A 22952-nucleotide genomic window follows, 5' to 3' on the forward strand; every position below is an offset into this window, starting at 1 on the left:
GTGCGCCGGAGGGCGGCGCGGCCGGCGCTGCCGATCGTCCTGCTGGTCGTCACCGGGCTGCTCGCCGCCTGCAGCGACGACAGCGAGACGCCCAACCTGACCGTCACCGCCAGCCCGTCCGCCGACCAGCCCACCGGCTCCTCCTCCGGCAGCCCCACCCCCGAGTCCGACTCCCCCCAGCCACCGGGCGCAACCGAGGTCGTCGGCACGATCGCCACGGGCCTGGCGGTGCCGTGGGGCCTGGCCTTCCTGCCGAACGGCGACGCGATCGTCACCGAGCGCGACAGCCAGCGGGTGCTGCGGATCCACGGCCCGCAGCACCGGGTGGAGGTGATCGCGACGCTCGACGACGCCGCTCCGGGCGGCGAGGGCGGCCTGCTCGGGGTCGCCGCCTCCCCCGACTTCGCGACCGACCACGAGCTGTTCTTCTACGTCACGACCGCGACCGACAACCGCATCGCGAAGGCGTCGTACGACGGCGGGCGGCTCGGCCCGCTCGAGGTGATCCTCGACGGCATCCCGAACGGCTTCATCCACGACGGCGGGCGGCTGGCGTTCGGGCCGGACGGCTACCTCTACGCCTCGACCGGGGAGACCGGCAACGACGCGCTGGCCCAGGACACCGACTCCCTCGGCGGCAAGATCCTGCGGATCACGACGGACGGCGACCCCGCGCCGGGCAACCCGATCGACGGGTCGCCGATCTGGAGCTACGGCCACCGCAACGTGCAGGGCCTGGCCTTCGACGACCGGGACCGGCTGTGGGCCTCGGAGTTCGGCGCCAGCACCTTCGACGAGCTGAACCTCATCGAGCCGGGCGACAACTACGGCTGGCCGACCGTCGAGGGACGCGGCGGCAAGGCCGGTCTCGTCGACCCGCAGGTCGTCTGGGACACCGACGTGGCGTCGCCGTCGGGGCTGGCGTGGTCGGACGGCTACCTGTGGCTGGCCTCGCTGCGCGGGCGGCGGCTGTGGCGCATCGACGTCGTGGGCAAGCGGGCCACGGACCCGACCGACTTCTTCGTCGGCGAGTACGGCCGGATGCGGACCGTGGCCGTCGCCCCCGACGGCCGGCTCTGGGTCACGACCAGCAACCGGGACGGCCGCGGGTCCCCGGCGGACGGCGACGACCGGATCCTGGTCATCCGGCCCTGACGGCCCCGCCCGGTGCGGGGTCAGGGGCGGGCGCCGGTGCTGGCGCCACGGTGCCGGTCACGGTCGCCCGCCGCGAGGCGCGCCGCAGGGTGGTCAGCACCGCCGGCCCGAGCACCACGATCGCGACGGAGTTGGTGATCGCGCGGCCGGTGTCGAAGCTGCCGGTGGACGTGAGCAGCGTGTAGACGCCGAAGCGCTGGAGGTTCTCCCAGACCGGTGCGCCGGCGACGTACGACAGCGAGCCGGTGTGGCCGGGCACCTCGATGCCCAGCACGAACGGCCAGCCGGAGAGGTTCATGAGCAGGCCGAAGGCGTACGCCGCCACGATGCCGTAGCCGACCAGCATCGCGATCTCGGCCCGGCCGGTGACGCGGCGCGGCAGCAGGCCGGCGCACATCCCGACCCACGCCGAGACGAGCATCTGGAACGGCAGCCACGGGCCGACGCCCGCGGTCATCAGCGCGGACGCGAAGAGCGACGTGCAACCGAGCACGAAGCCGAAGCCCGGGCCGAACACCCGGCCGGCGAGGATCAGCAGGAAGAACACCAGCTCCACGCCGCCGGTGCCGGCGGAGAGCCCGCGCAGCAGGGCGTTGACGGCGCTGAGCACGCCGAGGATCGCGAGCACGCGGGGGTCCATCCCGCCCTCGCTGATCTCGGCGAGCACGACCGCGATCACGATCGGGAGCAGGCCCAGGAAGAGGAACGGCGGGTCGACGCGGGCGTGGTCGGGCACCTGGAGCAGCAGCGGCCAGCAGAGCATCATCAGCCCGGCCAGGGACGCGACCGCCAGCACCAACGCGGAGCGGCGGCTGAGCGGGACGGCGTTCACGCGGCGGGCGTCCACCCGGGGACCGGCCGCGCTCATGCCGACGCCAGGGCCGCGACGACCTCGTCGACGCGCAGCCAGTCGGGGCCCATCACCTTGGTGACCTGGGGCGCGAACGACGGGGACTCGGCGACCACCCGGCGTACCGGCCCGGAGGAGACGATCTCGCCCTCGGCGAGGACGACCACGTCGTCGGCGGCCTGGGCGACGAACTCGACGTCGTGGGTCGCGACGAGGACGGCGTGGCCGTCGTCGGCGAGCTCGCGGAGAATGCCGGCCAGCACCTGCTTGGCGACGTAGTCGAGACCACGCGTCGGCTCGTCGAGCAGCACGACGTCGGGGCGGGAGACCAGGACCAGCGACAGCGCCAGCGCCAGGCGCTGGCCCTCCGAGAGGTCGCGGGGGTGGGTGGTGGCCGGGATGCCGGGCACCAGTCGGTCGAGGATCGCGCGGCACCCGCCGTCCGCGCTGTCGGCACCACCGTCGGCCGCCGCGCACTCGTCGGCGACCGTCTCGAGGTAGAGCAGGTCGGCAGCGTTCTGGGGCACCAGGCCGACCAGCGCACGACGCCCGGCGGGGTCGAGCGCGGCGGGGTCGAGGGGGCCGGAGCCGGCGTGCTGGACGCGTACGTCGCCGGAGTGGCGTCGCCCGCTGCCCTGCAGCGCCCAGAGCAGGCTGGACTTGCCGGAGCCGTTGCGGCCCATCAGCGCGGTCACCCGGCCGGAGGCGAGCGAGACGCCGACGTCGCGCAGCGCCACGGTCGATCCGTGCGTGACGGTCAGGCCCCGGGTGTGTAGCGCGACGCCGTGGTCGGCCGGGACGGGCACGGGCGCGAGCGGCGCGACGAGGCTGCTGAGGTCGCGGGCCCGGCGGCGGGCGTCGCGGACGCTCAGCGGCAGCGGGTGCCACCCGGCGGCCCGGCCGAGCTCGACGATCGGCGGCACCACGGGCGAAGTCGCGAGCAGCTCGGCCGGCTCCCCCACGACGACGCGGCCGTCACCCGTCAGCAGGCACATCCGGTCGGCGAACGGCACGACCCGCTCGAGGCGGTGCTCGGCGAGCAGCACGCTCACCCCGAGGTCGTGCACGAGACGCGTGAGGGTCGCGAGGACGTCCTCGGCGGCGGTCGGGTCGAGCGCCGAGGTCGGCTCGTCGAGCACGAGCAGCCGGGGGTGCATGGTCAGCACGGAGCCGATCGCGACCCGCTGCTGCTGGCCGCCGGACAGGGTGCGGAGGTCGCGGTGGCGCAGCTCGGCGATCCCGAGCAGGTCGAGGGTCTCCTCGACCCGGCGCCGCATGGTGTCGGCCGGCAGCCCGAGCTGCTCCATGCCGTAGGCCAGCTCCTCCTCGACGGTGTCGGTGACGAAGCCCGCGGCCGGGTCCTGGCCGACGTAGCCGACGGCGTGGGCGCGGTCGCGCGGCGGTCGCCGCACCACGCTGACCCCGTCGAGCAGGACGTCGCCCTCGAGGTGGCCGCCGCTGAAGCGCGGCACCAGACCGGTCACGACGCCCAGCAGGGTGGACTTGCCGACCCCGGTCGGCCCCGAGACCAGGACGAGCTCGCCCTCGTCGATCGTGAGGTCGACACCGTCGAGCACCCGGTGGTCGTCGTAGGAGAAGCGGATCCCGCGCAGCTCGATCATGCCGCGACCTCCTGGGGTCGCCGGGCCGGCTGCGGGACGTCGTACGGCGTGAAGGGGGGCGGTGAGCAGAGCGCGCCGACCATCCCGACGACCGCGGCGACGAGCACCACGCCGCTGACGGTCGGGACGGCGAGCAGGCTGGGGTAGGCGACGGGGACCTGGTGGCCGGAGACCCACCAGCCGGCGACTCCGACGAGGACGCCGGACGCGACGACGGCCAGCTCGGGCCACTGCCAGCGGTCGGGGCGGTAGCGGCTGCGCTCGACGCGGCGACCCGCGCTGAGCAGCCCTCCGGCGGCGGCGAGCGCCCCGACGAGCAGCATGGGCAGGGCCAGCCAGCGCGGGGCGGTACGGTCGAGGACGGCGTAGGTGCCGACACAGATGCCGACGAGGCCGAGCAGCATCAGCGCGCCGGTCGCGCGGCGGCGGGCCGGGCCGAGACCGGTGGCGCGGCCGTAGCCGCGGGCGTCCATCCCGGCCGCCAGGGCCAGCGAGCGCTCGAGGGCGTCCTCGAGGACCGGGACGAGGAAGCGGCGCAGCCGGGCGACCCGGCCGGTCGCCCCCGCCCGCAGCGCCTGGGCGGCCCGCACCCGGCGGACGCTGTCGGCGAACTGCGGGAGCACCGTCACCGCGACGACCAGGGCGGTGCCGATCTCGTAGAGCGCGGGCGGCACCGAGCGGAGCAGCCGCTTGGGGTTGGCGAGCGCGTTGGCGGCGCCGATGCAGATCACGATCGTGGCCAGCCGGAGCCCGTCGTAGAGCCCCGCCAGCAGCGACTCCTGCGTGACCGGGCCGAGCAGGGTGAGGCCGGCGACCCAGTCCGGGAGGGGGACGGCGGGCAGGTCGAGCAGCACGTGCCCGCCGTACGTCCCTCCGAAGACGAGGCGGAAGACCACCCGCACGACCACGATCACGACTCCCACCGTGACGTAGAGCCGGAACGAGCGCGCCCACGGCTGGTCCGAGCGGCGCGCCATCACCACGACCGTCGCGACGCCCACGAGCAGCAGGAGCAGCAGCGGGTTCGTCGTGAGCGAGGCCGCGGTGGCGAGACCGATCGCCCACAGCCACCAGGCCACGGGGTGCAGGTCGCGCGGGAGGCGGGCGCCGCCGGACAGGAGGGTCACGGGCCGGTGGCCCCCGCGGTGCCGCGTCGACGACGGGCCAGGGCCGTGCCACCGGCGGCGGCGAAGAGCGCGCCGACCGCGGCCGGGCCGGTCCACGTGGGCAGGCCGCCGCTGCTGCCGCTGCCGTTGGCCGACGGCGGGTCCGCCGACGTGCCGGCAGGGGCGCTCGAGGCGGTGTCCGTCGGGTCCGTCGGCGCCGTTGCGCCGGAGCCGTCGTCGGTCTTCGTGACCCCCTTGCCCTTGTCCGTGCCGCGGCCCCGGTCGCCCTTGCCGTCGGTGCCGTTGCTCTTGCCGTTGCCGCCGGGGGTGTCCGACGCGCCGGCGGAGGGAGTCGCGGACGCGCCGCCGGTGCTCGGACCGTCGGTCGGGTCGGGCGCCGTGGAGCCGTTGCCGGAGGTGCCGCCCGGGTTCGACGGCTGCGACGAGGGGGACGGCTGCTGCGGCGACGAGGAGCCCGAGGACGGGCTCGAGGACGGCGAGGCGGAGGCGTTGGCCGGCGGGGTCGCACCGGGGGGCGACTTGGTGGAGCTGCCGTTCCAGGAGAGCGCGACCGAGCCGCCAGCAGGCACCTTCAGCGAGTCGACTCCGAGGGAGGAGTAGGTCCAGGTGCCGGAGGTGCCGTTGGACCACCACAGGCCCCAATAGGCGTCGGCGGGCGGCGTGTCGACGCACGGGTCGTCGGCGGGCGCGCCGTCGACCCGGCACACGAAGCCGGGCTGGCGCTGCACCCGCGCGAGCGTGAAGCCGGCGTCGCCGAACTGCGCGGCGGCGTACTTCCCCGCGCCGGAGGCGTCACAGACCTGCTGGACGCCACCGCCGAGCTCGTGGAAGTCGACGACCACGGTCACGCCGGTGGAGGTGGAGCACGCCGCAGCCGGCGCCGGGGCCGGGGTGACGGCGACGCCCGCCGCCGCGGCCAGGAAGGCCGCGGCGACGAGCCGGGTGGTACGACGCAGCATCAGCTCGCGCGGCAGGTGGCCGCACGCAGGTCGAGGAGCGCGGGAGCGGCCTGGCTGGTGGCGCGGCGCCACTGGTCCCGGGTCTCCTTGGTGATGCCGTCGGACTGGCCGGCCTTGAACGCGGCGCGGTCGTAGGCGATCGCACCCTTCTCCCCGGCGAGCGGGGTGCCGCTGACGTCGCCGCGGACCTGCAGGCCCTTGACCCACACAGCCGCGTCCTTCGCCCGGGCGCAGGCTCCGGTCGCACCGAAGGCCCATGCGGCGAGGCCGGTGCTGTTGGTGTTGCTGGCCTCGGTCGCGGGACCGCCACCGAAGCTGCCGTTCTTCTTCTGGGCCTCGCCGAGCCAGTCGGTCGCGTTGTCGATCGCGGCGCGCACGGCCTTGCCGGGCTTCGGGATCGCGCTCAGGTTGATGACGGCGAGCGCGGTCACGTCGGTGTCGGGAGCGCTCTGCTCGGCGGTGCCGGCGTCGCAGCCCTGCTTCTTCTTCGACGGGTCGGCGAAGCTGAGGCGGAAGAACCCGGCCGAGCACTGCTGCTTGAGCAGGAACTTCGTGACCTTGCCGGCCTTCGTGGAGCCGGCGAGCGCGAGGCCGCGCGCGGCGAACGACTGGCCGATGGTGTTGGCGTAGTCGGTGTCCGACTTGTCCTGCACGCGACCCACGATCGGGTCGGCGCCGGCGACGCGCTTCTGGAGGCGCTTCACGAGGTCCACGCCGCCGAAGGAGCGCGGGTCGGCGCCGGTCGCCTGCGCGACCACGACGGCCTTGGCGACCGAGCCCGAGTAGATGTCGGAGCTGCCGAAGTCGGCGCCGGTGGTCCAGCTGTCGACGTTCTTGGCGAGCGCGCGGCGGACGTCCTTCACCGCGGCGTCGTGCCCGCCGAGGGCGACCAGCGCGAGAGCGGTGTCGGCGGTCAGGCCGTAGTCGTTGAAGTCGTACTGCGCGTTGTAGACCAGGCCCTTGGTGAGCTGGTCGTCCAGCCACCCGGCGGAGGAGCCGGCCGGAGCGGCCTGGGCCGACCCCGCGGTGGTGAGGACGAGGGCGCCGGCGGCCAGTACGGCGGCGGCGCGGTGGATGAGCGACATGTGAATCCTTCCCGCTGCACAGCGGGAGGCTCCGGAGCGTCTCTCCGGGGGAGCCACCCGCTGCTTTTCCTCGACAGCGTGTGATCAGGACGCGTCGCAGCAGGCGTTCCGGCTCGCCGCCCCGGAAGGCGGCCTACGGTTGCGGGTCAGCGCCGGATTCGGACCGGCTTCCCCCACTGCGGGCGTGATGAGTGTGCGGGCGCAGCCTACCGCGATGCCGAGTCGGCGCGTCTGCAGGCCCAGGATCCACCGAGTCGGCGCATCTGCAGATCCACGGACCGTCGAGTCGGCGCATCTGCAGCTCCGCGTCTGCAGATGCGCCGACTCGGCGCTCTCAGACGTAGCAGATGCGCCGACTCGACGCTCAGGTCAGCTTCTCGAGGACCAGCTCGCGGACCCGGCCGGCGTCGGCCTGGCCCCGCATCTCCTTCATGACCGCACCGATCAGGGCGCCGGCGGCGGCGACCTTGCCCTCGCGGATCTTGTCGGCGACGTCGGGGTTGGCGGCGATCGCGGCGTCCACCGCCGCACCGAGCGCCCCGTCGTCGGAGACCACGGCGAGCCCGCGGGCGGCCACGATCTCCTCGGGGGTGCCCTCGCCGGCGATCAGGCCGTCGAACACCTGGCGGGCCAGCTTGTCGTTGACCGTGCCGGCGTCGACCAGGGCCTGGACGGCCGCGACCTGGGCCGGCGAGACGCCGAGCGCGGTGATCTCGACGCCGGCGTCGTTCGCCCGGCGGCCGAGCTCGGAGAGCCACCACTTGCGGGCCGCCTGCGGGGAGGCGCCGGCGGCGACGGTCTCCTCGATCAGGCCGACCGTGCCCGAGGCGATGACGTCGCGCATCTCGAGGTCGGTGAAGCCCCAGTCGCCCTGGAGCCGGGCCCGCTTGAGGAGCGGGTTCTCCGGCAGGGTGGCGCGTAGCTCGTCGACCCACTCGCGCGACGGCGCGACCGGCACGAGGTCCGGCTCGGGGAAGTAGCGGTAGTCGTCGGCATCGGACTTCTCGCGACCGCTGGTGGTCACGCCGGTGTCCTCGTGCCAGTGGCGGGTCTCCTGCAGGATCGAGCCGCCCCCGTCGAGCACCGCGGCGTGACGCTGCATCTCGTAGCGGACCGCGCGCTCGACCGAGCGGAACGAGTTGACGTTCTTGGTCTCGGTGCGGGTGCCGAGCACGTCGGAGCCCTTCGGCGCGAGCGAGAGGTTGACGTCCGCGCGCAGGTTGCCCTGGTCCATCCGGGCCTCGGAGACGCCGAGCGCGACGATCAGGTCACGCAGCTGGGAGACGTACGCCCGAGCGATCGCCGGGGCCTTCTCCCCCGCTCCCCGGATCGGCTTGGTGACGATCTCGATGAGCGGGATGCCGGCGCGGTTGTAGTCGACCAGCGAGTAGTCGGCGCCGTGGATGCGGCCAGTGGCGCCGCCGACGTGCAGCGACTTCCCGGTGTCCTCCTCCATGTGCGCGCGCTCGATCTCGACGCGGAAGGTCTCACCGTCCACGTCGACGTCGAGGTAGCCCTCGAACGCGATCGGCTCGTCGTACTGCGACGTCTGGAAGTTCTTCGGCATGTCCGGGTAGAAGTAGTTCTTCCGCGCGAAGCGGCACCACTCCGCGATCTCGCAGTTGAGCGCGAGACCGATCCGGATGGCCGACTCGACGGCCTTGCGGTTCACCGCGGGCATCGCGCCGGGCAGGCCCAGGCAGGTCGGGCAGGTCTGGGTGTTCGGCTCGCCGCCGAAGACCGCCGGGCAGCCGCAGAACATCTTGGTGTTCGTGTTCAGCTCGACGTGGACCTCGAGGCCGAGGGCGGGGTCGTACGACGCCAGGACGTCGTCCCAGTCGACCAGGGTCGCGGCGGTGGCACTCATGCGGATGCTCCTTCGAGAGCGGGGGCCTGGTCGAGCAGCGGGCCGCCCCACTGCGCCGCGAGCGCGGCCTCGAGGGCGGCACCGACGCGGTAGAGGCGGTCGTCGGCGAGCGCGGGCGCCAGGATCTGGAACCCGGCCGGCAGGCCGTCCTCCTCGGCGAGCCCGCTGGGGACCGAGATCCCGGGGACGCCGGCGAGGTTGGCGGGGATGGTCGCGAGGTCGTTGAGGTACATCGCGATCGGGTCGTCGAGCTTCTCGCCGAGCTTGAACGCCGTGGTCGGCGCGGTCGGCGAGACGAGCACGTCGGCCTTCTCGAAGGCGGCCTCGAAGTCGCGGCTGATCAGCGTCCGCACCTTCTGGGCCTGGCCGTAGTAGGCGTCGTAGTAGCCGCTGGACAGGGCGTAGGTGCCGAGGATGATCCGGCGCTTCACCTCGTCGCCGAAGCCGGCGTCGCGGGTGGCCCGCATGACGTCCTCGGCGCTGGGGTTGTCGATGTGCTCGGGCAGCACGCGCAGGCCGTAGCGCATGGCGTCGAACTTCGCGAGGTTGCTGGACGCCTCGGCCGGCAGGATGAGGTAGTAGGCCGCCATCGCGTGCACGAAGCTCGGGCACGACACCTCGACGATCTCCGCCCCCGCCTTCACGAGCAGGTCGAGCGACTCCTGGAAGCGGGCGAGCACGCCCGGCTGGTAGCCGTCGCCCCCGAGCTCGGTGACGACGCCGACCCGCAGGCCGGTGAGGTCGCCGGCCGCACCCTGGCGGGCGGCGTCGACGAGGGCCGGGAGGGGCTGGTCGACGCTGGTCGAGTCGAGCGGGTCGTGCCCGCCGATGATCTCGTGCAGCAGGGCCGAGTCCAGGACGGTCCTGGTCACCGGGCCGGCCTGGTCGAGGGAGTTGGCCAGCGCGACGAGCCCGAAGCGGGACACCCCGCCGTACGTCGGCTTCACGCCGACGGTGCCGGTGACGGCACCGGGCTGGCGGATCGAGCCGCCGGTGTCGGTGCCGATCGCGAGCGGCGCCTCGAAGGCCGCCACGGCCGCGGCCGAGCCACCGCCCGAGCCGCCGGGGATCCGGTCGAGGTCCCACGGGTTGTGGGTGGGGCCGTACGCCGAGTGCTCGGTCGAGGAGCCCATGGCGAACTCGTCCATGTTGGTCTTGCCGAGGATCGGGAGGCCGGCGGCGCGGAGCCGGACGACGACGGTGGCGTCGTACGGCGGCACCCAGCCCTCGAGGATCTTCGAGCCGCAGGTGGTCGGCAGGCCCTGCGTGGCCAGCACGTCCTTGACCGCGATCGGGACGCCGTCCAGCGGCGAGGCCAGCTGGCCGTGGGCGCGACGCTCGTCGGACGCGGCCGCCTGCGCCAGGGCGCCCTCGGCGTCGACGTGGAGGAAGGCGTGCACGGCGCCGTCGACCGCGGCGATGCGGTCGAGGTGGGCCTGGGTCAGCTCGACCGAGGTCACCTCGCCGGCCGCGAGGGCGTCGGCGAGCTCGGCCGCGGTGCGGCGGGTCCAGTCGGTGCCGGTCGTGGTGCTGCTCGGCGCGCTCACTGCTCGTCCCCCAGGATCCGCGGGACGGAGAACCGCTGCTGCTCCTGCGCCGGGGCGCCGGAGAGCGCCTGCTCGGCGGTCAGGCTCGGCCGCAGGACGTCCTCGCGGAAGACGTTGGTCAGCGGCAGCGCGTGGGAGGTCGGCGGGATGTCGTCGCCGGCGACGCCCTGGATCGACGCGACCGACTCCAGGATCACCGACAGCTGCGGGGCGAGGTGGTCGAGCTCGGCGTCGTCGAGGTCGATCCGGGCGAGGTTCGCCAGGTGCGCGACCTCGTCGCGGGAAATGTCAGGCATGGGCCCAATCCTAGGAGAGAGCGCCGGGGCGGCCTCGTGCGGCCGTCGCTGCCGGACCCGGCCCCGCGCGGGCAGGTGCCCGAGACCGCTCCCGGGAAGCGCCACGCTCTTCTACAGTGACGCCGTGACCACCGCCGTCCACCCCGACGACCGCGAGGCGTACTGGCTCGCCGTCGAGGCCGCCGACGAGAGCGCGGCGTACGCCGCCGCCGTCGCCGCCCACGGTCGCGGGGTGCCCCTGGACTCCGTGCTCGTCGACCTGGTCTCGGCCGCGCAGCTGCGCGTCGGCGAGCTCTGGGCCACCAACAGCTGGACGGTCGCGCGCGAGCACGCCGCCACCGCGGTGAGCGAGAGCGTCGTACGCCGCCTGGCCGACGACCTGCCCGTCGACCCCGACGCGGAGCTGCTGCTGGTGGCCTGCGTCGAGCGCGAGTGGCACGGCCTGCCCGCCCTGGTCGTCGCCCAGACGCTCCGCTCCTGGGGGCACCGGGTCGACCACCTCGGCGCCAACGCGACCCGGGAGCGCGTCGTCGAGCGGATCCTCGCCACCCGGCCCCGGGCGGTGCTGCTCAGCGCGTCGCTCTCGTCGTCGCTGCCCAGGGTGCACCGCCAGGTGGCCGCGATCCGCGAGACCGGGACGCCCGTCGTCGTCGGTGGCCGGGCGTTCGACTCCGCGGGCGTGCGGGCCCGCCGGCTCGGCGCCACGGCGTACGCCGGCTCCCCGCGCGATGCGGTCGAGGTGCTCGCCACGCTGCCCCACGAGGTGCCGCCGGCCCCGGAGCTCACCCACGCCGGTGTCGCCGAGGCACGCGAGCTGCAGGCCCGCGCCGACGACCTCGCCCGCGACCTCGTGCTCGGCACCGACACCCGCCTCGGGCTGAGCGGCGGCGGCGAGGCCGCCGTCCCGCCCGACGACTGGCGCGTGGTGCTGGCGACCTTCGCCCCGCACGTCGTCGACTGCGTCGTCGGCGCGCTGCTCACCGAGGACGACACCGTGCTCGCGGACAGCCGGGCCTGGCTGGCCGAGGTGCTCGCCGGCCGCGGTGCGGACCCAGCCGCCGCCGACGCGATGTGGGAGACCCTGGCCCGGCTGCTCACGGGCCTGCCCGAGGCGTCCCGGCTGCTGGGGCGGGGCTGACCGTAGGGTCCTGCAGCGTGACCGACTCCGAGCACCGCACCGACGACCACCTGACCGGCACCGAGCGCGAGCAGCTCGAGGCGTTCGTGCACGACGGCCGGCTGGAGATGGCCGGCGTGCTCGAGGGGCTCAGCGACGAGCAGGCCCGCCGGCGGCTGGTGCCGTCGCTCACGTGCCCGCTGGCGATCGTCAAGCACGCGACCTTCGTCGAGCAGGTGTGGTTCCACGTGTCGCTGGCCGGCCGGACCCGCGCCGAGCTCGGGCTGCCCGAGGCCGCGGAGGACAGCTGGGTACTCACCGACGACGACACCGTGGCGTCCGTGCTGGCGGCGTACCGCACCGCCTGTGCCGAGGCGGTCGAGATCGCCGCCGGCTGCGCGTCCCTCGACGACCTCGCGCGGCACAACCGGCGCGGTCCGCTCACGCTGCGCTGGATCTACGCCCACCTGGTCCGCGAGCTGGCCCGGCACGCAGGCCACGGCGACATCCTCCGCGAGCAGATCCTCGCCGCGGACGCCTGAGCCCGCGCGGCGTCAGAGGGCGTCGGGGCCCGACGCGAGCAGCAGTGTGAAGCCGGCCTCGTCGAGGATCGGGACGCCGAGCTGCTCGGCCTTGTCGGCCTTCGAGCCGGCGCTCTCCCCGACGACGACGTAGTCGGTCTTCTTCGACACCGAGCCGGCCGCCTTGCCGCCCCGGGCCAGGATCGCCTCCTTGGCCGAGTCGCGGCTGTAGTCGACCAGCGAGCCGGTCACCACGATCGTCAGCCCCTCGAGGGTCCGCGGGGTCGACTCGTCGCGCTCGTCGGCCATCGTGACGCCGGCCAGCACCCACGCGTCGACGATCGCGCGGTGCCACGCGACGGAGAACCACTCGATGACGGCGGCGGCGATCGTCGGGCCGACGCCCTCGGCAGCGGCGAGCTGCTCCTCGGTCGCGGCACGGATCGCGTCCATCGAGCCGAACTCGGTCGCCAGCGCGCGGGCCGCGGTCGGGCCGACGTGCCGGATCGAGAGCCCCACGAGCACCCGCCAGAGCGGGACGTCCTTGGCCTTGCCGAGGTTGTCGAGCAGACGCTGGCCGTTGGCACTGAGGACGCGGTCGCCCTCCTCGCCCTTCTTCGCCGCCCGGGTGAACAGCTCGGTCGCGAGCAGCTTCGAGGCGTCCAGGTCGAAGACGTCGCCCTCGTTGGTGATCACGCCGGCGTCGAGCAGCGCGACGGCCGCTTCGTAGCCGAGCCCCTCGATGTCGAAGGCCCCGCGCCCGGCCACGTGGAAGACCCGCTCGCGCACCTGCGCAGGGCACTTCTCGTGGTTGGGGCAGCGCAGGTCCTTGTCGCCCTCCTTCTGCTGGGCCAGCGGCGTCCGGCAGGACGGGCACTTCGTCGGCATCCGCCAGGGCCGCAGGCCCTTCGGCCGCAGCGCGAGCACCGGCCCCACGATCTCGGGGATCACGTCGCCGGCCTTGCGCAGGATCACCGTGTCCCCCGGGTTGCCCGGGCGGACGTCCTTGCGCTTGACGTCGTGCGCGTTGTGCAGCGTCGCCATCTCCACGGTCGAGCCGGCGACGCGGGTCGGCTCCATCACGCCGTACGGCGTCACGCGGCCGGTCCGGCCGACGTTGACCCGGATCTCGAGCAGGCGGGCGTTGACCTCCTCGGGGGGGTACTTGAAGGCGATCGCCCACCGCGGCGCCCGCGACGTCGAGCCGAGCCGCCGCTGCAGCGAGACGTCGTCGACCTTCACCACGACGCCGTCGATCTCGTAGGGCACCAGCGAGTGCCGGTGCTCGCCGGCGTTCTCGACGAAGCCCTGGACCTCCTCCAGCGTCGCCAGCACCCGGACCTGGTCCGAGGTGGGCAGGCCCCAGGCCGCCAGGGCCTCGTAGGCGTGCGACTGGGCCTTCGGCTCGAAGCCCTCCCGGGCACCGATGCCGTGGCAGACCATCCCAAGGTCGCGGGTCGCGGTGACCCGCGGGTCCTTCTGGCGCAGCGAGCCGGCGGCGGCGTTGCGGGGGTTGGCGAAGACCGGCTTGCCCGCGTCGGTCATCGACTCGTTGAGCCGCTCGAAGGCCTGCACGGGCAGGAACACCTCGCCGCGCACCTCGAGCAGCGCCGGGACGGGGAACTCGTCGGACTCCTGCAGCCGGTGCGGGACCGACGCGATGGTCTTGACGTTGGGCGTCACGTCCTCGCCCGTGCGCCCGTCCCCGCGGGTCAGCGCCCGGACCAGGCGGCCGTCCTCGTAGAGCAGGTTGATCGCGAGACCGTCGACCTTGAGCTCGCACAGCAGCGCCGGGTCGGTCACGCCGTCGCGGGTCAGCCGGGTGTGCCAGGCCGCCAGCTCGTCGTACGAGAAGGCGTTGTCGAGGCTCTCCATGCGCTGGAGGTGGTCGACCGCTGTGAACTCCGTCGAGACCGCCCCGCCGACCTTCTGCGTCGGCGAGTCCGGCGTGCGGAGCTCCGGCACCTCGGCCTCGAGCTCCTCGAGGCGGCGCATCCGCTGGTCGAAGTCGGCGTCCGAGAGCGTCGGGTCGTCGAGGACGTAGTAGCGCCAGCGCGCCTCCTCGACCTGCTCGGCCAGCAGCCGGTGCTCGTTGCGCTTCTCCAGCCAGAGATCGGACCCGGGCTCCACCGTCGTGCTCATGCCCCGCATTCTGCCGTCTCCCACCGACAACCGTGACGTTCCCCACCTCCGCCAATCCGACCCGTGCGCGGCTCCGAACACGCCACGTGATGCCAGGGACCGAGCGCGACGAGGAGACGAGGGTGCAGCCGGAGAGGGGAGTTCAGGTGCGTCCGCACCTGACCCGGCTCGACACCCCCACCCCTCCCGTCGGGCTGGTGCTCATGCTGCACGGCGGCAAGGAGGCGTCGACGCAGGTCGTCGACGGCCGCAGTGCGTCGTGGCGCCGGTCGGCGCGCATGCAGCGCACGATCACCCCGCGCGTCCACACCGCCGGGGTGAGCACGTGGCTGCTCGGGTACCGGCAGCGCGGCTGGAACGGGGGTTCCGGCCCGATCGCGGACGCCCGCTGGGCGCTCGAGGAGGTACGACGCGAGCTGGGCGACCTGCCCGTCGTACTCCTCGGGCACTCGATGGGGGCCCGCACCGCCGTGCACGTCGCCGACGACCCGTCGGTCGTCGGCGTCGTCGCACTGGCGCCGTGGTTCCCGCCGGGCGAGCCGCTCGACGCCCTCGTGGGCACTCCCCTGGTCGCCGGCCACGGCCGCAGCGACCACATCACCTCCGCCCGCGCCACCGCGGCGTACGTCGACCGTCTCCGCGCCGCCGGCGGCCGGGCCGACCTGCACGACATGGGACGGGTCGGGCACTACATGTTCAAGCGGCCGTGGGCGTGGAACGACCTGGCTGTGCAGGGGGCGCTGCACCTGCTCGAGGGTGGGGCGGTTTCACCGGGTACCCGGTGAAACTGGCGCTCCTGTCATGGAGCTCCATGACAGGAGCGCCAGTTCCGTGACACCAGCACCCCTGGGCCGACTGGTCCAGACCAGCGCAGAAATGTCGATTTGGGCGGAATGGGTGCCGCGCCTACTCTGTTCCGGATGAAACGAAACCGTTTCGTTTCATCTGTGTAACAGACCAGCGAGGACCCCATGACCCCCAGCTCCGAGACCGCCCTGACCCGTCCGCGGGTCGAGGGCGACCGCGAGCAGGAGATCCTCGACGCGACCCTCGAGGTGCTGGCGGACGTCGGGTACGACCGGCTCACCATGGACGCCGTCGCCACCCGGGCCAAGGCCTCCAAGGCGACGCTCTACCGCCGCTGGAACGGCAAGGTCAGCCTCGTCATCGACGCGCTGCTCTCCGTGAAGAGCGCGCCGACGCTGCCCGACACCGGCAGCCTGCGCGAGGACCTGATCGCGTCGTTCTGCGGGATGGGCGGGCTGACCGACGAGCAGTCGGTGGCCACCTTCGCCAGCGTGCTCACCGCGATCACCCGCGACCAGGACTTCGCCGCGGCCTTCCGCCGCGAGGTCATCGGCCCCAAGGCCGAGGTCGCGCACACGATCTTCGTCCGGGCCAAGGCCCGCGGCGAGATCCCCGACCACGTCGACCTCGAGCTGCTGGCGCCCGCGCTGGCCGGGATCGTCCTGCACCGCATGTATCTCATCGGCGACCTCCCGGACGAGGCGCTGATCACCCGCGTGATCGACCAGATCATCATCCCCGCAGCCACCACTCCGACCACCGAAGGAACCCACCATGGCTGACCTCCAGACCGAGGCCGAGGCCCCGGGCACCGGCACCACCAAGCACCTCGGGTGGGCGCTCGTGCTCATCTCGATCGCCCAGCTGATGGTCGTGCTCGACGCGACCATCGCCAACATCGCCCTGCCGTTCATCGGCCAGGACCTCGACATCAGCCAGGCCAACCTGACCTGGATCGTCACCGGCTACGCCCTGTCCTTCGGTGGACTGCTGCTGCTCGGCGGCCGCCTCGGTGACCTCTACGGCCGCCGCAAGGTGTTCATGATCGGCCTGGCGACCTTCGCGATCGCCTCGCTGCTCGGTGGCCTCGCCACCTCCGAGACGCTGCTGCTCGGCGCCCGTGGCCTGCAGGGCTTCGGTGCCGCACTGGCCTCCCCCGCCGCCTTGGCGCTGATCACCACGACCTTCCCGGCCGGCCCGCAGCGCAACCGCGCGTTCGCGATCTACGCCGCGATGTCCGGTGCCGGCGCGGCCGTCGGCCTGATCCTCGGTGGCTGGCTCACCGGGCTCGACAGCGTCTTCGGCCTCGACATGAGCGGCTGGCGCCTGACCTTCCTCATCAACGTCCCGATCGGCCTGATCGCCGCCGCCCTCGCGCCGCGCGTCCTGGCCGAGTCCGAGTCGCACCCCGGCCAGCTCGACATCCCCGGCGCCGTCACCGGCACCTTCGGCCTGCTCGGCGTGGTCTACGGCCTCTCCCGTGCCGGCCAGGCCGCGCACGGCTGGGACGGCTGGACCTTCGCCGCGCTCGGCGCCGGCATCGCCCTGCTGGTGCTCTTCGCCGTCATCGAGTCCAAGGTGGAGCACCCGCTGCTCCCGGTCCGGATCTTCCAGAACCGCACCCGGGCCGCCAGCTTCGTCGTGATGATGCTGGTGCCGGCCGCGATGTTCGCGATGTTCTTCTTCCTGAGCCTCTTCATCCAGCAGCTCGTGGGCTACAGCCCGCTGCGCACCGGCTTCGCGTTCCTGCCGTTCTCGGTCGGGATCGTCCTCGGTGCCGGCGTCTCGTCGAACCTCGTCAGCCGGGTCGACCCGCGCTTCATCGCCGGCATCGGCACGCTGTTCGCCGCCGGCGCGCTCTTCGGCTTCTCGCGCCTCTCGATCGACGACTCCCCGACCTCGGTCGTCGCGTCGCTCGCCAAGGGCGTCACGGCCGGTGCGGACGTGAACTACTGGACCTCGATCCTGCCGTTCATCGTGATGATGTCGTTCGGCATGGGCCTGGTCTTCGTCCCGCTGACGTTGACGGCCGTGCACCATGTGCGCGCCGAGGACTCCGGCATCGGCTCGGGCGTCCTCAATACGATGCAGCAGGTCGGCGGCGCGCTCGGCCTGGCCACGCTCAGCACGGTCTCGCTGCACTACGTGAACAGCCGCGTCGACCAGGTCTCGCCGGCGCTGCTGGCCGCGACCAAGTCGGCCGGCGTCGACCCCACCGCGCCGATCCCGGGCTCGTCGCTGAACTTCATCCAGGCGGCGTCCTTCCAGTCGACGTTCACCACCGGCGCCACCCACGCGTTCCTCGTGGGGGCGGTGATGATCCTGCTGGCCTCCGCGGTCGTCTGGGCCTTCCTGGACGTCAAGCACACCGAGCTGGCCACCGACGGCCCCGAGGGTGCCCCCGTTCACGTCGGCTGACGGCGTACGACGCAACGCCGGGCCCGGTCACCTCTTGGTGGCCGGGCCCGGCTGCGTGCGGGGGCTGTCGGTTTCCCCGGATATCCGGGGAATTTGGCGCTTTCCGGGTGTTGCAATACCCGGAAAGTGACAGCTTTCCCCGAAAGGTTGGGCCGGGACCCGGCGAATACCAGGCCGAAAGACGCCGGCGCCGACGGACCGGCGCCGCCCTACTTCGAGTACGACGGCCGCGGGGTCCAGTCGCTGACGTCCTCTCCCGCGGCCACCGCGTCAGGACTGGTCCGCACCCGCAGCCACGGGTCCTCGAGCACGGCGACCATGTCGTCAACGGTGACGGCGAGGTCCTCCATCTCGCGCGGGTCGCCGGTGATCTTGGCGCCCGACTGCAGGATGTACGACGACTCGCCCGCCCGCTCCAGCACGGCGTACAACGACCCGGGATCCTCCTCGGTCACCTCGGACCAGTGCAGGTAGATGCGCCCGCCGGGGACATCGGTGTCGAGCACCTCGCAGCCCTCGTCCTGCTTCTGGCAGTGGACGTACTCCTCGCGTCCCGGCCAGACCGCGACGCGCACCAGGTCCCCGTCCTCACCGGGCGACGCCCGGTAGCGCAGGTCGGTCCACCGGATCCCCTTCGGGTCCGACCCGTCGGTGTAGGTGCCCTCCCGGCTCGACGTGTCGTCGGACAGGTGCGCCAGGGCGATCGCCGCCACGGCCCGGTCCGTGATCGGCACCCGGTCAGCCTTCTCCGGCAGCGTGTGGGCGGCGGGGTCCGGGCCGTCGCCAGGGCCCTCCTCCCCGCAGCCGGCGAGCGCGACTGCGGCCGCCGCCACGAGCGGTACGACGACAGTCCAGCGCCGCCGGGACCTGGTCGAGAAGATGGTCATTCCGTGGATCCTTCCGCCTGCAGCGCCTCGAGGTCGAAGTCGACCAGCTCGCGCTGGGTCGTGAGCCCCAGCGTCCTGGTCCGGTTGAGCAGCCCGCGGTCGAGGAACCACTCGGACCTCACCACGACACCGTACGCACGCTCGGAGACGCGGTAGCCACTCTGGTGGATCGCCACGACCTCGTCCGGGCGCACCGCGATCCCCCAGACCTGCCCGTCGTCGCCGGGCTCCCACGCCAGGTAGCGCGCCCCCTTCGGACCGGGCGGCAGCGCGCGGCAGTGGCCGGCGAAGCGGGGCGTCGCGCAGACGTCCCGGCTCATCCAGGCCGGCAGCTGCGGCGAGGCGAGGACGTCGATGGTCGCGGTGTAGCCGCCGAGGTCGCGCTCCAGACGGCTGCCGACCGCCCCGTCGCCGAAGTCCGCCTTCAGCGGCGACGGGCGCTGGCCGCTGAAGGCGAGGTACCCGCCGTGACCGGTGACGTAGACCCCGGCGAGCGCGGCGTCGGTCGCCGGCACCCGGTCGTACGCCGTCGGGTCGTAGTCGCCGGGGTCGAACCCGTCCAGGGACTCCCCCGCGTCGACGACCTCCTGGGTCGCGGCCAGGTGCAGGCGGTCGTCCTGCGCCAGCTCCTGCATGACCTCGACCGGCACCGCGAGGTCCTGCTCGCGCGGGTCGCCCTCGATCTCCTGCCCGGCGGTCAGGACCACCACGTCCTCGGCTGCCCGCTGCAGCACCACGACGACGATGCCGGGGTCCTCCTCAGGCTCGACCTCCTGCCAGGTGAGGAAGACCCGCGAGCCGGCCGGTGCGCCGTCCAGCTCGACGCAGCCGTCGTCGTAGGTGTTCCCGCAGACCTGCTCGTCACGGTGCGGCTGCAGCGAGACGCGCACCAGGTCGCCGTCGTCCACCCCGTCGGCGCCGTAGCGCAAGTCGGCACCGACGTACCCCTTCGGCGAGCGCTGGTCGCGGTACGACGCCACCATCGACGACGCGCTCCGGGGCAGGTGGTCGACCGCGACCGCGGCGATCGCGGCCGGCGTGATCGGGACGTCCCCCTCCCCGCCGGCCGGGCGGCCGGCACCGGCACCGGTCTCGGTGCCGCAGGCGCTCAGGGCCCCGCCCACGGCGAGCACCCCCAGCAGGGTCAGGGTCGTCAGGCGTCGCATGGGTCTCCCCGGGTCGGCGTCGGTCGGTGTCGGCGCCTCAGGTGAGCTCGGCCGCGCTGGCACGCAGCAGGGCGAGCACCCGTCGGCTCCACCTCTCTGACGCCCCTGCCAACCCGCAGGTTGGGCTGACCGCCAGCGAGCCGCCGATCGATGCCGGATCGAGACCGAGCATGTCGAGCCACCGGGTCACCGCCTCGACGACCTGGCCCTCGCCGGGCATCGAGGCGCCGGCCGCATCGGTGGAGGGTACGACGCCGAGCACGACCGACTCGCCGGCCTCGAGCGCCTCGGCGAGCACGTCGTGGTCGGCCGCGCCGAGCTGCGCGACGTCGACCGCGAGACCGCGGGCGCCGGCTCCCCGCAGCAGCGCGAGCGGCGTGCCGGGCGCGCAGCTGTGCACCCACGGCTCGGCGCCCTCGTCGGTGATCGCGCCCAGCACCCAGCCGAGCGCGTCGGACGCCTCGGGCGGGTGGACGGTGCGGTGCCGGCCCCAGCCGGACGCTGTGGGGACCTTCCCGCCCAGCACGGACGCGAGCCCGGGCTCGTCCACCTGGACGACCAGCCGGTCGACGCCGGGCAGCCGTCGGCGTACGTCACGGACGTGGGTGCGCACGCCCTCGGCCAGCGCCTGGGCGAGGTCGAGCCGGGCGCCGTGGTCGCTGAGGACCTTGTCGCCGCGCGGCTTCTCGACGGTGGAGGCCAGCGTCCACGGCCCGGTCACCTGGATCTTGAAGGCGCCGGTGTAGCCGTCGGTCTCCTCCTCCAGCACGTCGAGGTCCTGCGCCAGCAGGCTCCGCGCGCGCCGGTGGTCGACCCCGGAGCCGCCGCCGGTCCCGGTCAGCCGCCAGCCCGCGGGCTGCAGGTCGGCCGCGAGACCGCTGACCACGGCGAGCGCGCGGCCGGTCATCTGGGCGGTGGCGCCACGACCGGGTACCTCGACGAGGTGGGGCAGGTCGGGCAGCCGCTCGAGGACCACGCGGGTGGCCTGGAGGAAGGCGTCGGCGTCGTCGCCGGGCATCGACCCGATGCCGGTGGCCAGCGTCATGCGGTCGCGCCCACGGCGGCGCGCACGGTGGCCGAGATCGTGGCCGAGCCGACGACGCGGGTGCCGTCGTAGATCACAGCGGCCTGCCCCGGCGCGATGCCGTACGCCGGGTCGAGCAGGTGCACGGTCACCTCGTCGCCCCGGCGCTCGACCACCGCGCGGTGCTCGTCGCCGTGGGCGCGGAGCTGGACGGTGACACCCGGGCCGGCGAGCCGGTCCGGCACGGTGCCGCACCAGCGCGGCCGGATGCCCGTGAGGCCGTCGACGGCGAGCCGCTCGCGCGGGCCGACCGTGACGGTGCCGGAGACCGGCTCGATGTCGAGCACGAAGCGCGGCTTGCCGTCGGGGGCGGGCGTGCCGATCCGCAGGCCCTTGCGCTGGCCGATCGTGAAGCCGACGGTCCCCTCGTGGCGTCCGAGCTCCTCGCCGGAGGAGTCGTCGACGATCGGGCCGCCGTGGTTCGGGGCACGGTCGCCGAGCTTCTCCTTCAGCCAGCCGGCGTTGTCGCCGTCGGCGACGAAGCAGATGTCGTGGCTGTCCGGCTTGTCCGCGACCAGCAGCCCGCGCTCCGCCGCCTCGGCGCGGACGGCGGTCTTGGTGGAGTCCCCGAGCGGGAAGTACGAGTGCGCGAGCTGGCCCTGGTCGAGGACGCCCAGCACGTAGGACTGGTCCTTGCCGTGGTCGACCGCCCGGTGCATCTCGATCAGGCCGTCCGCGCAGGTGCGCAGCTGCGCGTAGTGCCCCGTCGCGACCGCGTCGAAGCCGAGCCCGAGGGCGCGGTCGAGGACGGCGGCGAACTTGATCTTCTCGTTGCACCGCAGGCACGGGTTGGGCGTGCGCCCGGCGGCGTACTCGTCCATGAAGTCCTCGACGACGTCCTCGTGGAAGCGCTCGCTGAGGTCCCAGACGTAGAACGGGATGCCGATGACGTCGGCCGCACGGCGCGCGTCGTTGCTGTCCTCGATCGTGCAGCAGCCGCGGGCGCCGGAACGGTAGGACTGCGGGTTGCGGGAGAGGGCCAGGTGGATGCCGGTGACGTCGTGGCCGGCCTCGGCGGCGCGGGCCGCCGCGACCGCGGAGTCCACGCCCCCGGACATGGCGGCGAGGACCTTCATCGGGCGCTCACCGTCGTGACGTCCGCGCACGGTCGACGACCGGGGCGATCGCCTCCACGAGCGCGTCGACGTCGGCCTGCGTCGAGCTGTGGCCGAGCGAGAAGCGCAGCGAGTGGCGCGCGGCCTCGTCGGTGCAGCCCATGGCGAGCAGGACGTGGGAGGGCTGGGGTACGCCGGCGGAGCAGGCCGACCCGGTCGAGCACTCGATCCCGCGGGCGTCGAGCAGCATCAGCAGCGAGTCGCCCTCGCAGTCGGGGAAGCCCAGGTGGGCGTTGCCGGGCAGCCGGCTGTCGCGGTCGAGCGCGGCGCCGTGCAGGTGGGCGTCCGGGACCGCGGCGACGACCCGGGCGACGAGGTCGTCGCGCAGCGCGGCGACCCGCTCGGCGTGGTCGGCCTGCTGCTTGACGCTCAGCTCGACGGCCTTGGCGAAGCCGGCGATGGCGGGGGTGTCGATGGTGCCGCTGCGGATGTCGCGCTCCTGCCCGCCGCCGTGGGCGAGCGCGGTGACGGCGACCTCGCGGCGTACGACGAGGGCGCCGACGCCGTACGGACCGCCGACCTTGTGCCCGGTCACCGTGAGCGCGTCGAGGCCGGAGGCGGCGAAGTCGACCGGCACGGAGCCGAGCGCCTGGACGGCGTCGGAGTGGACCGGGATGCCGTGCTCGGCGGCGAGCGCGACGACCTCGGCGACCGGCTGCAGGGTGCCGACCTCGTTGTTGGCCCACATGACCGAGACCAGGGCGACGGACGCCGGGTCGCGCTCGACGGAGGCGCGGAAGGCGTCCAGGTCGAGGCGGCCCTGCCGGTCGACCGGCAGCAGCTCGACGTCGGCGCCCTCGTCGGTGGCCAGCCAGTGCAGCGGGTCCAGCACGGCGTGGTGCTCGACGGCGGTGGAGAGGATGCGGGTGCGGCGCGGGTCCGCGGCCCGGCGCGACCAGAAGATGCCCTTGAGGGCGAGGTTGTCGGCCTCGGTGCCGCCGGAGGTGAAGACCACCTCGCCGGGGCGGCAGTTGAGCGCCTGGGCGATGGTCTCGCGCGACTCCTCGACCACCCGGCGGGCCTTGCGGCCGGACGCGTGCAACGAGCTCGGGTTGCCGACGTCGAGGAGGTGGGCCGTCATCGCCTCGACCGCCGCGGGGACCATCGGGGTGGTCGCGGCGTGGTCGAGGTAGACGGTGCGGTCAGGCGTGTTCATCGCACCGACCAGCGTACGGCGTGTCCCGCGC

At 73.8% G+C, this 22952-nt stretch carries 20 protein-coding genes and 1 riboswitch; of the genes, 6 read left to right on the forward strand and 14 right to left on the reverse strand.

Going from position 1 to position 22952, the window contains the following annotated elements:
* On the forward strand, nucleotides 1-1155 hold the full coding sequence (locus H5V45_RS04985) for a PQQ-dependent sugar dehydrogenase (protein ID WP_185251921.1): 1155 nt from the start codon (nucleotides 1-3) through the stop codon (nucleotides 1153-1155).
* Here H5V45_RS04985 and H5V45_RS04990 read toward each other — a convergent pair.
* From H5V45_RS04990 to gatC, 8 genes are all read right to left on the reverse strand, one after another.
* On the reverse strand, nucleotides 1142-2023 hold the full coding sequence (locus tag H5V45_RS04990) for an ECF transporter S component (RefSeq protein ID WP_185251922.1): 882 nt from the start codon (nucleotides 2021-2023) through the stop codon (nucleotides 1142-1144). The genes H5V45_RS04985 and H5V45_RS04990 overlap by 14 nt on opposite strands.
* Nucleotides 2020-3627, reverse strand: coding sequence for an ABC transporter ATP-binding protein (locus H5V45_RS04995; protein WP_185251923.1), 1608 nt, complete (start codon nucleotides 3625-3627; stop codon nucleotides 2020-2022). The genes H5V45_RS04990 and H5V45_RS04995 overlap by 4 nt, the downstream gene beginning before the upstream one ends.
* Nucleotides 3624-4754, reverse strand: a complete 1131-nt coding sequence (locus H5V45_RS05000) for a CbiQ family ECF transporter T component (RefSeq protein ID WP_343061425.1) — start codon at nucleotides 4752-4754, stop codon at nucleotides 3624-3626. The genes H5V45_RS04995 and H5V45_RS05000 overlap by 4 nt, the downstream gene beginning before the upstream one ends.
* On the reverse strand, nucleotides 4751-5713 hold the full coding sequence (locus H5V45_RS05005) for a hypothetical protein (protein WP_185251924.1): 963 nt from the start codon (nucleotides 5711-5713) through the stop codon (nucleotides 4751-4753). Before H5V45_RS05005 ends, H5V45_RS05000 begins: the two co-directional genes overlap by 4 nt.
* Nucleotides 5713-6798: a prenyltransferase/squalene oxidase repeat-containing protein gene (locus H5V45_RS05010; RefSeq protein ID WP_185251925.1), complete on the reverse strand. Its 1086-nt coding sequence runs from the start codon at nucleotides 6796-6798 to the stop codon at nucleotides 5713-5715. The genes H5V45_RS05005 and H5V45_RS05010 overlap by 1 nt, the downstream gene beginning before the upstream one ends.
* An 81-nt stretch (nucleotides 6799-6879) precedes the next feature.
* Nucleotides 6880-6994: riboswitch (cobalamin riboswitch) on the reverse strand.
* A gap of 168 nt (nucleotides 6995-7162) precedes the next feature.
* A complete protein-coding gene (gatB, locus tag H5V45_RS05015; protein ID WP_185251926.1) occupies nucleotides 7163-8665 on the reverse strand; it encodes an Asp-tRNA(Asn)/Glu-tRNA(Gln) amidotransferase subunit GatB in 1503 nt (500 codons plus the stop codon).
* Entirely contained in the window at nucleotides 8662-10212 is a 1551-nt protein-coding gene (gatA, locus tag H5V45_RS05020; RefSeq protein ID WP_185251927.1) for an Asp-tRNA(Asn)/Glu-tRNA(Gln) amidotransferase subunit GatA, read from the reverse strand. Before gatA ends, gatB begins: the two co-directional genes overlap by 4 nt.
* Nucleotides 10209-10508: an Asp-tRNA(Asn)/Glu-tRNA(Gln) amidotransferase subunit GatC gene (gene gatC / locus H5V45_RS05025; protein WP_185251928.1), complete on the reverse strand. Its 300-nt coding sequence runs from the start codon at nucleotides 10506-10508 to the stop codon at nucleotides 10209-10211. Before gatC ends, gatA begins: the two co-directional genes overlap by 4 nt.
* A gap of 124 nt (nucleotides 10509-10632) precedes the next feature.
* Here gatC and H5V45_RS05030 point away from each other — a divergent pair, with 124 nt between their 5' ends.
* A complete protein-coding gene (locus H5V45_RS05030; RefSeq protein WP_185251929.1) occupies nucleotides 10633-11646 on the forward strand; it encodes a cobalamin-dependent protein in 1014 nt (337 codons plus the stop codon).
* Nucleotides 11647-11663: 17 nt separating this feature from the next.
* The gene (locus H5V45_RS05035) at nucleotides 11664-12167 is read left to right on the forward strand and encodes a DinB family protein (RefSeq protein ID WP_343061426.1); all 504 of its coding nucleotides are present in this window, start codon (nucleotides 11664-11666) and stop codon (nucleotides 12165-12167) included.
* A gap of 12 nt (nucleotides 12168-12179) precedes the next feature.
* On the opposite strand, the gene ligA is transcribed toward H5V45_RS05035, so the two are convergent.
* Nucleotides 12180-14288 carry an NAD-dependent DNA ligase LigA gene (ligA, locus tag H5V45_RS05040; protein ID WP_221633912.1) on the reverse strand — a complete coding sequence of 703 codons (2109 nt, stop codon included), beginning with the start codon at nucleotides 14286-14288 and terminating at the stop codon, nucleotides 12180-12182.
* A 146-nt stretch (nucleotides 14289-14434) separates the two neighbouring features.
* Between ligA and H5V45_RS05045 the strand changes: the two genes are divergently transcribed.
* The 3 genes from H5V45_RS05045 to H5V45_RS05055 all read left to right on the forward strand — a co-directional run bounded on the left by H5V45_RS05045 (nucleotide 14435) and on the right by H5V45_RS05055 (nucleotide 17513).
* Nucleotides 14435-15073 carry an alpha/beta fold hydrolase gene (locus H5V45_RS05045; RefSeq protein WP_185251930.1) on the forward strand — a complete coding sequence of 213 codons (639 nt, stop codon included), beginning with the start codon at nucleotides 14435-14437 and terminating at the stop codon, nucleotides 15071-15073.
* A gap of 186 nt (nucleotides 15074-15259) precedes the next feature.
* The gene (locus H5V45_RS05050) at nucleotides 15260-15877 is read left to right on the forward strand and encodes a TetR/AcrR family transcriptional regulator (protein ID WP_185251931.1); all 618 of its coding nucleotides are present in this window, start codon (nucleotides 15260-15262) and stop codon (nucleotides 15875-15877) included.
* Nucleotides 15870-17513 carry an MFS transporter gene (locus tag H5V45_RS05055; protein ID WP_185251932.1) on the forward strand — a complete coding sequence of 548 codons (1644 nt, stop codon included), beginning with the start codon at nucleotides 15870-15872 and terminating at the stop codon, nucleotides 17511-17513. Before H5V45_RS05050 ends, H5V45_RS05055 begins: the two co-directional genes overlap by 8 nt.
* A gap of 209 nt (nucleotides 17514-17722) precedes the next feature.
* On the opposite strand, the gene H5V45_RS05060 is transcribed toward H5V45_RS05055, so the two are convergent.
* Genes H5V45_RS05060 through H5V45_RS05080 form a run of 5 tightly spaced genes read right to left on the reverse strand, consistent with a single transcriptional unit; the run spans nucleotide 17723 to nucleotide 22921 of the window.
* On the reverse strand, nucleotides 17723-18400 hold the full coding sequence (locus tag H5V45_RS05060) for a hypothetical protein (RefSeq protein WP_185251933.1): 678 nt from the start codon (nucleotides 18398-18400) through the stop codon (nucleotides 17723-17725).
* Nucleotides 18397-19566, reverse strand: a complete 1170-nt coding sequence (locus H5V45_RS05065; RefSeq protein ID WP_185251934.1) for a hypothetical protein — start codon at nucleotides 19564-19566, stop codon at nucleotides 18397-18399. The genes H5V45_RS05060 and H5V45_RS05065 overlap by 4 nt, the downstream gene beginning before the upstream one ends.
* A 37-nt stretch (nucleotides 19567-19603) precedes the next feature.
* Nucleotides 19604-20611: a uroporphyrinogen decarboxylase/cobalamine-independent methonine synthase family protein gene (locus H5V45_RS05070; RefSeq protein ID WP_185251935.1), complete on the reverse strand. Its 1008-nt coding sequence runs from the start codon at nucleotides 20609-20611 to the stop codon at nucleotides 19604-19606.
* A complete protein-coding gene (gene mnmA / locus H5V45_RS05075) occupies nucleotides 20608-21726 on the reverse strand; it encodes a tRNA 2-thiouridine(34) synthase MnmA (RefSeq protein ID WP_185251936.1) in 1119 nt (372 codons plus the stop codon). The genes H5V45_RS05070 and mnmA overlap by 4 nt, the downstream gene beginning before the upstream one ends.
* A gap of 7 nt (nucleotides 21727-21733) precedes the next feature.
* Nucleotides 21734-22921 carry a cysteine desulfurase family protein gene (locus tag H5V45_RS05080; protein ID WP_185251937.1) on the reverse strand — a complete coding sequence of 396 codons (1188 nt, stop codon included), beginning with the start codon at nucleotides 22919-22921 and terminating at the stop codon, nucleotides 21734-21736.
* Between the last annotated feature and the right edge of the window lie 31 nt (nucleotides 22922-22952).

Source organism: Nocardioides luti (genome assembly GCF_014212315.1).
In the GTDB taxonomy this organism is placed as follows: Bacteria; Actinomycetota; Actinomycetes; order Propionibacteriales; family Nocardioidaceae; genus Nocardioides; species Nocardioides luti.